Source organism: Acidobacteriota bacterium (assembly GCA_016195325.1).
GTDB lineage: Bacteria > Acidobacteriota > Polarisedimenticolia > JACPZX01 > JACPZX01 > JACPZX01.
The window spans coordinates 1-12,907 of the sequence record JACPZX010000001.1 but is presented as its reverse complement, the minus strand read 5'-3'; the positions used below and the strand labels follow the sequence as shown (position 1 = coordinate 12,907).

At 69.4% G+C, this 12,907-nt stretch carries 5 protein-coding genes; 3 read left to right on the top strand and 2 right to left on the bottom strand.

The window, feature by feature from the left end:
• Positions 1 to 16 precede the first annotated feature (16 nt).
• On the bottom strand, positions 17 to 2,686 hold the full coding sequence (locus HY049_00025; GenBank protein ID MBI3447296.1) for a protein kinase: 2,670 nt from the start codon (positions 2,684 to 2,686) through the stop codon (positions 17 to 19).
• 173 nt (positions 2,687 to 2,859) lie between these two features.
• On the opposite strand from HY049_00025, the gene HY049_00020 reads away from it, so the two are divergent.
• The 3 genes from HY049_00020 to HY049_00010 all read left to right on the top strand — a co-directional run bounded on the left by HY049_00020 (position 2,860) and on the right by HY049_00010 (position 6,183).
• Positions 2,860 to 3,906 (top strand): hypothetical protein, encoded by a 1,047-nt coding sequence (locus HY049_00020; GenBank protein MBI3447295.1) that lies wholly within the window; start codon positions 2,860 to 2,862, stop codon positions 3,904 to 3,906.
• A 228-nt stretch (positions 3,907 to 4,134) separates the two neighbouring features.
• Positions 4,135 to 4,785 carry a sigma-70 family RNA polymerase sigma factor gene (locus tag HY049_00015; protein MBI3447294.1) on the top strand — a complete coding sequence of 217 codons (651 nt, stop codon included), beginning with the start codon at positions 4,135 to 4,137 and terminating at the stop codon, positions 4,783 to 4,785.
• 36 nt (positions 4,786 to 4,821) lie between these two features.
• Positions 4,822 to 6,183: an amidohydrolase family protein gene (locus tag HY049_00010; protein MBI3447293.1), complete on the top strand. Its 1,362-nt coding sequence runs from the start codon at positions 4,822 to 4,824 to the stop codon at positions 6,181 to 6,183.
• Positions 6,184 to 6,192: 9 nt separating this feature from the next.
• Here HY049_00010 and HY049_00005 read toward each other — a convergent pair whose 3' ends face one another.
• Positions 6,193 to 12,840, bottom strand: a complete 6,648-nt coding sequence (locus HY049_00005; GenBank protein MBI3447292.1) for a choice-of-anchor D domain-containing protein — start codon at positions 12,838 to 12,840, stop codon at positions 6,193 to 6,195.
• Between the last annotated feature and the right edge of the window lie 67 nt (positions 12,841 to 12,907).

The following is a 12,907-nucleotide window of genomic DNA, read 5'->3' as shown; positions in this document are numbered from 1 at the left end:
AACTGAGAGTATCAGATCACTCCGGAACCAGCTGCGGCCAGCCCAGGGCGAGCGTCAGGGGCCTCGTCACGTCGCTGTCGGCCGGGCGCAGCGCGACGACGCGCTGGCCGTCGGGAGTGACGTCGAAGCTCTCCATCGCCTGGCGGAAGAGCTCGCGCGGCGTCGAGAAGCGCGGCACGTCGCCGGGCTCCACGTCGACCACCATGATCCTGTCGGGCTTGTTGAGGAAGAGGAGCTCGCGGCCGTCGGCGCGCCAGCGCGGGCGCCGGCCGCCTTCGACCGAGATCTGCCACTTGCCGCTGCCGCCAGAGAGAGCCTGCACGTACACCTCCCACCGCCCCGACTGCTCGGAGGCGTAGGCGAGGAGCCGGTCGTCGGGAGACAGCGCCGGGTCCTCGTCGAGGAACGGGGTCGCCACCAGGGAAGTCGTCTGCTTCGTCGCCAGATCGAAGCGAAGGAGATCGTCGTTCGTTTCGCCGCCCTGCGTGCCGACCACGAGCCATCGGCCGTCTCTCGAGACCGCCAGCGGCCACATCCCAGCCGCCGTCGTCCCCAGCTCCTCGGCGGACCCGCTGCCGTCGGAAGCGCGCCGGAAGATGACGCCGTCGTTCCGGCTGGTATTGGCGTAGTAGATCAGGCGATCGTCCGGCGACCAGACGGGCTCGATCTCGCCCCCCGCCTCGAAGGTCAGACGGCTGACGGTGCCCCGCGTCAGATCCTCGACCCACAGATCCGTCGCCCCTTTCCCGGCGGCGGCCGCGGAGTAGACCAGGCGTTTCGCGTCGTGCGAGAGGGCGAATCCCCGGTACTGTTCGAGCTCGCGAATCATCTGAACGCCGACGCCGTGTCGATCGAGCCAGACCAGCGACGAGAACGTGCCGGCCGTCCCCTCGCGGTACGCCATCGTGCCTTCGCTCGAGACGCTGACGAGAGCCTCCTCGCTCGGCGTGAACGAGACCCGGGTGGCCACGGAAACCGGGTCGCCCGAGAGCACGAGGGATTCCGGCTCGAACCGCTGGGCGAGAAGCGCACCGTCGCGCCAGAAAAGGATTCGGCCCGACGCGAAGAGCGGCGATGAGTTTGCGGTGATCAACCTCGTGCGCTTCCCGCCCGCCAGATCGAGCGCCTCGATCGAGCTCTGGTCGTTGCGGGAACCTCCCTCGGCCGTCTGCGCGAGGAAGAGAATCGTCTTCCCGCCCGGAAGGAAGACCGGGAAGCGGTGGCTCTTCTCGCCGCGCGACGCGTCGAGCGTCGTCAGCACCTTCGTCTCCCCGCCTCCCGCCGGAACGATCGAGAGGCCGGTGCGGAAGGCCGCGCTGAACACGATCCGGCCGTCGGGCCCCCACGCACCTCCACGCGGCGTCGGCGCGTCGCCGAGCGCCATCACCGTCGCCCCCTGGGAGTCGATCCTCTTGAGCTTGCCCTCGGCGAAGAACCCGATGTGCGCCCCATCGGGTGACCAGAAGGCCATCTCGCCCCGTTCGGTCTGAGGCAGCTCCGTCGCCTCCCCCCGATCGAGCGAGCGAATCCAGAGGGCGCGCCCCCCGGACTTCCGATCGAAGGCCTCGAAGACGATCCTGCGGCCATCGGGGGAGAGGGCGAAGGTGTCGCCGAAGGCCATCCCCTCCGGCGCGACGAGGGCGGCGTGGAGGACGCGCGCGGAGGACCCGGCTCGACTCGAGCTGATCCACATCACCGCGAAGGTCGCGGCGGCGGCGAGGCCGGCGGCGGCCACGACCCACGCGAGCCTCGACGGCCGCGCGGCGAGCGCGACGGCGGAGGTCGGGCCGGAAGCCTTGCGCTCGGCGCGTTGCGGATCGGCCAGCACCTCCTCGAGGACCACGCGCGCGTCGCCGATGGCCTGGAGCCGCTCGCGCGGCTTCTTCCTCAGGCATCGGCGCAGGAGGTTCACGATCCGCTCCGGGGTCCCCGCGGGAAGCGCCGCGAAGTCGGGTGTGTCCTTGAGAACTCCGGCGAGGACGTGCGAGACCGATTCCCCCTCGAAGAGGCGTCGCCCCACCAGCATCTCGTAGAGGACGACGCCGAACGACCAGATGTCGGCGCGCCGGTCGACCGTCGCCCCCGCCGCCTGCTCGGGGGCCATGTACGCCGCGGTGCCCAGGATCACCCCGATCTGCGTCCCGTGGGCCGTGAGGGTCGGCGACATGGAGACCTGCGACGACCCCGAGCCGGAGCTGACTCCGACGTCGAGCGCTTTGGCCAGACCGAAGTCGAGGACCTTCACCTTCCCCTCGGGCGTCACCTTCACGTTCGCGGGCTTCAGATCGCGGTGGACGATCCCCTTCTCGTGCGCCTCCTCGAGCGCCTCGGCGATCTGGCGGGCGATCCCGAGCGCCTCGTCCACCGGCACCGCCCCCCGCTTCAGCCTCCCGGCGAGGTCCTCCCCTTCGACGATCTCGAGGGCGAGGGCCACGGCGCCCTCCGCCTCCTCGAGGCCGTAGATGGAGGCGATGTTGGGGTGGTTCAGCGAGGCGAGCACCTGGGCTTCGCGGCGGAACCGCGCGACGCGCTCGGCGTCCTTCGCGAAGGCGATCGGGAGCACCTTGATGGCGACCTCCCGGTTGAGCTTCGTGTCCCGCGCCCGGTACACCTCCCCCATCCCTCCGGCGCCGAGGGGCGAGGTGATCTCGTAGGGGCCGAAGCGAGTGCCGGGTGCGAGAGGCATGCCCCGCCAGCATATCAGCGAACCGGCCCCACTGGTCCGCGGAAAACGGGCGTGGCGCGGGGCGATCCGGCGGAAGAGCGAATCGAAGAAATGGCTGTAACGTGAGGAGGTTCCGCGACCACATGGATGACGACATCGGTCCGCGAGCTTTCTGCGTCCTGAGGAGAGTCACCATGAGAAAAGCCCTGAAGTTCGGAGTCCTTGCGGCAGCCTTGCTCTCCGTCATCGCCTGGCCGGCGTGGGCCGACAAGCCCATGCCCCCGTTGCCCCCCCCGGCGGGGCCGGCGGACATCGTGTACGCGGCGGCGGTCGGCACGGGCGGCGAGCTGTCCATCATGCAGCACGACGGATCCGGCAAGCAGGTGATCTACGCCTCCCGAGACCATCCGATCGGCATGCCGGACTGGTCGCACGACGGCAAGCTCGTCGCGTTCAACAACCAAAATTCGATCTCCGTGCTCGAGCTCGCCACCGGCAAGACGTGCGTCCTCGCGGGATCCATGACCGGCCTGGACCCGGTCCAGGGGGCGCCCAAGTTCCATCCCGGATATCCCAACGCCACGGACAGCGGAACCTACGTGATCGCGTGGAACGACTACACCATCCAGAGATTCACGGGAAAGAAGGCGAACGACATCTTCTCGACGGCCTTCCGGTTCCAGGAGGGGACGTGCCTGCTGACGCTGCCGATCTGGAACCTGACGATGACGCCGGACGTGGACGAGAAGGGCGTGGCCTGGTCGCCGAGCGCCGATCACCTCGCCACGATCATCACCGGGACCGGCTACTTCGAGCACCGGCTGCGCGTCTACGACGCCGCGGAGCTCCAGCCGGGCAGGATCAGCTTCATCAACATGCCCGTGGATCACTCCCTCGCCCTCGGCTATCTCGCCGTGTACCAGTGGGACGAGACGACGCTCCAGTGGAAGCCCAACAGCACTCGCGTGGCCGTCATCGGCAAGTGGAAGCCCGATGGCGTGACTCCGGCCGGGGACGTCGTCTTCTACGACGTCGTGACGGAGATGTGGTCCAGCATCACGAACAGGCCGCAGGTCCAGGGGTACTTCGACTTCATGCCCGACGGCGTCGGCATGGTCGTCCAGCACGCGGACGGCATTCACCTGTTCCCCGGCGACACGCTGCTCGCTCCGGTGGAGATGAGGAACAACAAGGTTATGTGCACGCCGATTCACGCCGCCTGGAACCCGACGCGGCAGTAGGGAATCTCCCGATTCGACGCTTCCGCGGAATGAGGCCGGACTTCGGGCTCCCCGAGGTCCGGCCTCTCCGTCTGCGGTCCTCCGGCAGCCGGATCCCGCGTCATTGACTCGCGGGTCCGACGGGAGCGATCATGAGACAGCTTTCCCCGGCGTCGTGGTCCGGGATTCGCCGGCACGACGCGCGGACGGAAGGCCAGCCCGCAGTGATCGCCTCACGTCCGGTGATCCATGGGCCATTTCCTCCGCGGAAGCTGCGGCGGCTCCGCCGCCGCGAGAAAGTTCTCCTCCCCCTCGAGCCCCGCGGATCTCGTCGAACGGCTGGGCCGCGGCGATCGTGTCGCCGAGGAGGAGTTCGCCCGCCTCTACCGCCATCGCGTCGTCAGGATGATGAGGGCGCGGATGCCGCACGAGATCGCCGCCGAGGACCTCGCGCAGGACGTCATGGTGGAGAGCCTCAAGGCGCTTCGACGCGGAGCGATCGCCGCGCCGGAGAAGCTCGGCGCCTTCGTCCGCGGCACGGCGCGGAACGTCCTCAACAGCCATCTGCGCTCCCGCCGCCGGCGGCCGAAAGAGGTGGCGTTCACCGTCGAGATGCCCGACACGCGGTCTCCCGAGGCGGCCGTCCAGAGGCTGGAGGTCCTCGACCTGGCGCGCCGGGCGATGAACGGCCTGACGCCCCGGGATCGGGAGCTCGTCCGGATGAGCCTCATCGAGGATCGCACCCCCGCCGAGATCGCCGTGGCTCTCGGCTCGAGCGGGGATCTGATCCGTGCCCGCAAGTGCCGGGCCCTGAAGAAGCTCCTGAGGGGATTCCGGATCCTCTCACGGCGCGGCGTCTCACGCATGCCGGCGATTGCATCGTCCCGGAGTCGGTCGTAGTCTGCCTCGCTCGATCCCGACAACCGGAGGTGACGCATGAAGCGCGCGTTCGCACGCATGTTCCCACTGCTGATCGTTTTCACGGCCGGCTCCGCGGCCTCCGGCTGCGCCTTCGCGGGCGCCGCGACCCCGGCCGCGGGCAGCCCCGCGACGCCGCCTGCCATCGTCATCCGCGCCGGCTCGCTGATCGACGGGCGCGCCGACGCGGCGCGGCCGAACCAGGTGATCGTCATCCGCGGCCGCCGCATCGAGAGCGTATCGGACGCCGCCGCAGCGCACATCCCCGAGGGCGCGCGCGTCATCGATCTCTCCCACGCGACCGTGCTCCCTGGCCTCATCGACTCGCACACGCACATCTTCCTGCAGGGGGAGGACCCCGCGCAGGGGGGCTACGACGTGCAGCTCCTCAAGTACCCGCTGGCGTATCGCGCGGCGCGGGCGGCGGTGGCGGCGCGGCGCGCTCTCGAGCAGGGATTCACGACGATCCGCGACCTCGAGACCGAGGGGGCCGGCTACGGCGACGTGGGGATCAAGATGGCGGTGGACGAGGGGCGCATCCCGGGGCCACGCATGTTCGTCGTGACGCGCGCCCTCTCCACGACCGGCGGCTATCCGCTCGAAGGGTACGCCCCCGAGCTCGACATGCCGCGGGGGGCGCAGATCGCCGACGGGCCGGTCGCCTTCCGGAAAGCCACGCGCGAGCAACTCGAGCACGGCGCCGACTGGATCAAGGTCTACATGACGCACCGCTCGTGGGTGGACGCGGAAGGAAGGCTGCAATCGCAGCCCACGCTCACGCTCGAGGAGATCCAGGCGGTGGTCGACGAGGCGCACGGCTGGGGGAAGAAGGTCGCGTGCCACGCGTACGGCGGCGTCGGGATGCGTCGCGCCCTCGACGGCGGCTGTGACTCCATCGAGCACGGGCTCGACCTCGACGACGTCGCCGTCGCTCAGATGGTGAAGCAGGGGACCTGGTACTGCCCCACCCTCTCACCTTATGACTACTGGTGGTCGCCGGCCGACACCCCCGAGGGGAAGCGCGACCGCGCGCGCGCGGCGGTGCACGGACCGTCGTTCCAGAGAGCCCTCAAGGCCGGCGTCAGGATCGTCTTCGGCACCGACGCAGGGAGCTTCGAGTGGACCGACCCCAACTCCCCCATCGCGATGGAGTTCGGCCGCATGGTTGCGCTCGGCATGGCGCCGATGGCGGCGATCCGGGCGGCGACGTCGTCCGCCGCGGAGATGCTCGGCATGCCGGGACAGATCGGCGTCGTCGCCCCCGGAGCCTACGCCGACGTGATCGCCGTCGCCGGCGATCCGCTGCGCGACGTGGGCGCCCTGAAAGCCGTCGGCTTCGTCATGAAGGACGGCGAGGTCTTCAGGAGCGAGCTGAAGTAAGACGCCGTCCTACGGGCAGCCTCCCGAACACGACGCGGGCTCCCGCGGCCACGGCACTTCCTGGGTCCCGTAGCCCGTGGCGCTCGAGACGGTGTGGTACTGGAGCAGGTAGAAGATCGCCTTGCCCTTTGCCGGCGTCGGCGCGGACGGGCCTTCACGGAACTCGGTCGCCGACGTCGCTCGCGCGAGGACGCTGACGGCACCCAGATCGACCTTCCCCGTCCTGACGCGCACCTGCGAGAGGTCGCCGGAGATGAGGTCGTAGGACAGGGCGCCGGGCACCCCCGCCCACGTGAGCCGTGCGGAACCGGTCGCGGGGTCGGAGTCCACGCGCATGTCGAGCGGCTCGACCCCGGTCCCCTGATCGTGGGGAACGATGACGGAGCCGGTTCCCGTCGCGGAATTGCCGGAGGCGTCGGTGACGAGGTACGTGAGCGTGTACGCTCGCCCCGTTCCGTTTCCGGCGCGTTCCGCCCGCAGGACGACGCCCGCGTCGGGTGTTCCGATCTCCGCACCGGCGATGTCCTGGGTGGTGGCACCGTCCCCCATTCCGGGGGCGTCGTCTGGCTCGTTGCTCGTGACTCCCTGGAGCACGACCCGAGGCCCGGTATCGCAGATGTCCCGCACATCCCACAGCGCGCTCACCGGGATCATCGTGTGGTTCGGAGGCCACAGCGTCGCCGGAGTCGACGACACCGCGAGGGTGGGGGGAGTGGTGTCCCGGACGACGACGGGAACGGTGCACTGCGCCGCATTCCCGGAGGCGTCGCTCGCGATGAAGGTCACGGAGGTCGTCCCGAGGGGGTAGGCTCCGGAAGCGATCGTGCCTCGCGCCGTCCGATCGTTGGTCACGGTGACGGGGCCGCCGCAACCGTCGCTGGCCGCGGCCACGACGATCGCCAGGGTTCCCGCGGGGCCCGCGCACTCCGCCGTCACCGGCGTCGGACAGGTGATTGCGGGCGAGGCGGTGTCGCGCACCGAGACCGGCACCGAGCAACTCGCGAGGTTGCCGGAGGCGTCCGTCGCCGTGAACGCGACCACGGTCGTCCCGAGCGGGAAGGTCCCCGAGGCATCGGCGCCGGCAGCGGTGCGGTCGTTGTGCACGACGAGGCCGCGGCCGCACGAGTCCTGAGCCTGGACGGTCAGACCGACGGGCGATCCTCCCTGGGCCGCGCACTCGGCGGTGATCGACCCGGGGCACGTCAGGACGGGGAGCGTCGTGTCCGCGACCTCGATGATCTTCGAGGCGGTGTCGGATGCGCTCTCGGTATCGGTCACCTTCAACGAAATCGCGTTGCGGCCGACCGGAAGCGCGACCGTGACCCGCGCCCCGCTGCCGATGAGCGTCTCCCCGGGGCCTCCCATGTCCAGGTACCAGTCGTACCGCACGATGTCGCCGCCGGGGGTGGCCGACGGATCGGGATCTCCCGACCCCGAGCCGTCGAGAGCGACTCCGGCCGCGCCGGCGCCATCGCACTCGACCGTCCCGGGAGCCGCGATTGCGGCGATTGGCGGATTGTTGATCACCATCGTTCGTTCGCCTTGAGCGAGGAAGGTCGCCTCCACTCCGACGGGATGGGTGTTCCCGTCCGTCACGGTGAGGGAGAGGCGGCACATCTGCCCCGGCCTGAGGGGCGAGATGTCCACGTGCCTCGGCAGGCCCGAGGTGAACGGAACGTGCACGAGCCGCCGATCCTGCCCCGCAAACGTGGCGGTGAGCCCCTGCGCGTCGTACGCGATCACCCTCATGGGGGTGCCGCCCGTCGCGTCGGGGTTCTTCCTGAGGCAGATGTCGAACGGCGGCTGGTGGCCGGTGAGATACATGACGGTGTCGAAGGCGCCGGGGTGGCCGCAGCCTCCGAAGGCCAGGTAGAAGTCGGGCATGCCGTCCTGGCACCCGAGGTTGACGTCGAGATCTCCCAGCACGGGCTCGCCGACGGACTCGTCGGCGTAGAAGATCCCCTCGCCGGTGCGCCCCTCCGGCGAGAATCCGAGCGAGCAGTCACCCGTGAGCAACGCGTCCTGCAGGAACACCGTGACGGAGCCGGAGGAGTAGACGTCCAGCGACCCGCTCAGAGGCTCGCCCTGCGGGTCGTTCGCCGAGGCCCGGACCTCGAGCACGTCGCCTCCGTCCTGCTGGATCGCGGAGATCACGGCCGTCGGCTGGCAGGCGTCGCCGGATCCGTCGAGATTCGAGTCCTCCTGGCCCGGGTTCGGCACCGTGACGCAGTTGTCGCAGAGATCGCCGTCACCGTCTCCGTCGCGATCCGCCTGGGCGGGGTCGATCACGCTCGGGCAGACGTCGCACGCGTCTCCCGCTCCGTCGCCATCGAGATCGACTTGCGTGGGGTTGACCGTCGTCACGCAGTTGTCGCACACGTCCCCGCGGCCGTCGTGATCGGTGTCGTCCTGCGCCGGGTTCGGGACGGTCGGACAGTTGTCGATCGAGTCGCCGACGCCGTCCCCGTCGGGGTCCAGGGCGACGTGCACCGTCACCGGGATGGAGACGACGGGGTGGACGGGATCGTTGCTGTGGACCTCGAGCTGGGCCGTGAAGTCCCCGACGGGAAGCGAGAACGCGTTGATGTCCACGCGCACGCCCGTCGTCCCGCCCGGCGGCACGACGTCCCCCGGGATCTCGACGGCCAGCCACGTCCGCGCGCTCGAGGGAACCACGAGGCTGAAGCGCAGGTCGCCCGGACCCTCGTTCCGGATCTCGAGCCTCTGGATGGTTTCGTGCCCGATCACCAGGTGCTGCTCGAACGACGCGGGGGAGACCTTGATCACCGGAGGCTCGACCCCCTCCCCGCGGAGGCTCAGCACGATCTCTCCCTCGTCGGGGTCGTTGCTCAGGATCGTCAGGCTCGCGGCGACGGCGCCGGACCGGACCGGCGCGAACGCGATCTCCAGATCGCGGGCTCCACGCGCGGGGATGGAGAAGCTCGTCGCGGCCGGGGTGAAGGCCGGATCGCTCGAGGTGATCGATTGCACGTCGAGGCGATCGTTTCCGCGGTTCTCGAGATGGATCGCCAGCCGGCTGATCTCGCCGATCGACACCCGGCTGAAATCGAGGCCCGCGACGGGGACGAAGATGTTCGGCGCCCCGATCACGTGCAGATGCGCCGGGACCACCACCTCGCCCTCGTCGGGGTCGTTGCTCGCGACGACGATGGCGGCGTCGTAGTCCGCCGGGTCGAGCAACGTCGCGTCGAAGGTCACCGTCACGTCTGCGCTTCCGCCCGCCGAGACCGTCCCGGAGGCCGGTGTCACCGACAGCCACGCGGGTTTCTGCCCGTGGCTGTACGGGATCATGTTCTGCAGAATGATGCCGGTCCCGAAGCCGCGATCGAAGCCGAACTCGAGCGTCTGTGTGCCGCTCACGACCGTGCCGAGCCCCAGCTGGTACACCACCAGCGTCACCTGGCCGGTGGTCGTCGCCGCGATCCGCGCGGCCGAAGCGGGCAAGTTCGTGAAGTACGCGAGGCTGGCGGCGCTTCCCGTGAAGGGATTCGGCACGCCGGCCATCAGGGGGTGGGCCGGAACCAGGACCTGGTTGTAGACGGAAGGGCCGTAGTTGATGTGCATCCCGCCCGGAAGCGTCACCAGCGAGGCGTCCCCACCGGACCAGCCCCATCCCGACGCGTGGAACTCGAGGACCCCGCCGCTCCGCACGTAACCTTCGATCTGGCTCGAGGCCGCCGCGATCCTCATGTAGTACGACGTCGGCTGATCGCTCGGGACGAGCACCGTCCGGTACTTCGAGAGGTTCGTCGTCGCAAGTGACTGCGAATTGATCTCGTCGAAGACGATCCCGTTCGCCATGAGAATCAACTCGTTCGCGCGGCTGTTCCAGGGCAGGACGTCCTGGACGATCAGCACGGTCGCCCCCGCGCGAGCCGCTGGCAGCGAGGTCTGGGGGTTGTACCCCTGCGGCACGAGGTTGGACGGCAACGACGCCGCCCCCGCGACGAGCGCGGGGGGCGTGACGCGGGCGGGCGCCGGAGGCGGCGCTCCCCGGAACGCAAGCTCGAACGTCAGATCGCTTCCGCCGCTGTTGTCGATCGTCAGAACCCGCGTGCGGGTCTGGCCCGTGTAGAGCGACTCGCTCAACGACGCCGGCGTGACGGAAATGTCCGGCGGCACCAGTCCCTCCCCCTTCAGGTGCACGCTCAACACCGGCTCGTCCGGGTCGTTGCTCTCGACCACCAGCTCCGTCTCGATCACCGCCGCGCGGTTCGGCTGGAACGTCACGCCCACTATCCGCTTCGCTCCCGGCACCAGCGTGAACGACGGCGCATCCACCGTGTACGACGGATCCCCCGCCGCCACACGGCTCACGATCAAATCGTCGGTCCCGTTGTTGCTGACGGTCAGATCCAGCTTCCGGCTCGCCCCCAGGAAGAGGCTCCCGAAGTCCAACGGCCCCGAGAGATCGATGTCCGGCGCTCCCGTCACGTGCAGCTGCGCCGGCACCACCACCTCGCTCTCGTCCGGGTCGTTGCTCTGGACCACCACCTCCGCGTCGTAGTCCCCGCCGTTGAGCCCCGACGCGTCGAACGTCACGCTCACGTCCATGCTCGCGCCCGCAGGGACGGTCCCGGAGGTCGGTGCGACCCTCAGCCACTCCGTCGCCTGCGCGTGGCTGTACGGGATCATCTGCCGCAGGATGATGCCGGCCGCCAACCCTCGATCGAAACTGAACTCGAACGTCTGCCCGCCGGAGACCACCATTCCGAGTCCCAGCCGGTACACCACCAGGTTCACGTCGCCCGTGTCCGTCGCCACGATGCGCGTGGCGGCGGCCGGGATGCTCGTGAAGACGGCGTGGCTGGCGTAGGATCCGGTGAACGGATTCGGCACGCCGACCATCAACGGGTGAGCCGGATCCAGAACCTGATTGACGCTGGCGAATTCCTGAACGATGCGCATGCCCCCCGGCAGAATCACCTGCGAGGGATCGCCGTCCGACCAACCCCATCCCGCCGCGTGGAACTCGAGCAGCCCACCTCCTCTCACGAACGCGTCGAGCTGGCTCGAGGCCGCCGCGATCGTCGTGTAGAACGACGTCGGCTGATCGCTCGGGACGAGGACCATCCGGTACTTCTTCAGGTTCGTCGCCGCGAGCGCCGAAGAGTCGATCTCGTCGAAGAGGATCCCGTTCGCCGCGAGGATCGTCTCGTTGGCGTGGCTCCCCCACGGAAGGGCATCCTGGACGACCAGAACCGAGGCTCCCGCGCCCGTCGCTGTCCATGACGCCTGAGGCTGGTATCCCTGGGGCGCGATTTCGGAACGCTGCGCGCCTGCTCCCGCCGACGGCGGCGGAGGCACGACGAGCGCAGGCGCCTGACCGGCCACCGCTCGAGTCGCGGCCATGAACGTCAAATCGCTTCCGCCGCTGTTGTCGATGGTCAGAACTTGCGTGCGGGTCTGGCCCGTGAAGAGCGACTCGCTCAAGGACGCCGGCGTCACCGCGATGTCCGGCGGCACCAGTCCCTCCCCCTTCAGGTGCACGCTCAACACCGGCTCGTCCAGGTCGTTGCTCTCGACCACCAGCTCCGTCTCGATCACCGCCGCGCGGTTCGGCTGGAACGTCACGCCCACAATCCGCTTCGCTCCCGGCACCAGCGTGAACGACGGCGCATCCACCGTGTACGACGGATCCCCCGCCGCCACACGGCTCACCAGGAGCACGTCCGTCCCGGTGTTGCTGACGGTCACCTCCAGCCTCCGGCTCGCCCCAAGGAAGAGGCTCCCGAAGTCCAGCGGCCCCGACACCGCGATGTCCGGCGCTCCCGTCACGTGCAGGTGCGCCGGCACCACCACCTCTGCCTCGTCCGGATCGTTGCTCTTGACCAGCAGCTCCGCGTCGTAATTCCCGCCGTTGAGCCCCGACGCGTCGAACGTCACGGTCACGTCCATGCTCGCCCCCGCCGGGACGGTCCCGGAGGTCGGCGCCGCCTTCAGCCACCCGGTCGCCCCGAGGAGATAGGCGATCTCGTTCGTGAGCAGCTCGGATGCGTCCGGCTTGCCGTCCGCATCGAGATCCGCCCGGTTCTCGTCCACCAGAAACGTGTTCACGATGGCGCGGCCGTTCCCCGACAGGACAATCGCCGCCTCGTCCGCCGTCGGGCCGGCCGTGAAGCCGGCCAGCGCGTGCGCGGGCGCCGTCACCCCGACCGCATCGCCGTCGTCGTAGTAGTCGTCCGAGATCTGCAGGAACTCCGGCACGCTCTCGGGAGCGGTGAAAATCGGATGAGCGGCGTTCCACCAACGGACCGGCCGCGGCGTGGTCTGGTCTCGCACCCACGTCAGACCCACCGTCTGCCAGAGGGTGGTCGGCTCGCTGTCCGAGCCGTCGATGTCGAACGTCGAGATGAGGAGCCTGCCGCCGCCGTTGAGGTAGCTCTCGAGCTCACTCCAGAGTTGCCCGATTCCGTAGTAGCCGTCCTGGTTCACGACGACGAGATCCCAGCCCCCGTGGGTGAGCGCGGCGCCGAAGGACGTGGGGTCGTTGTAGAACGCCGTGTACGAGAGCCCGAGTGACTTGAGCGCCAGATCGACGTACTGATTGCCGGGGGCGCGATAGTCGTCCGAATAGACGAGGATCTTCGTCGGCAGGCCGGAGAAGACGGCGGACGACGATGGGGACGGGGCCATTGGGCCCGATGAGGCGTTCCCGCCTCCCCCCGGAATACCGGGCAGCGTCGTGGAGCTCTCGAGGATG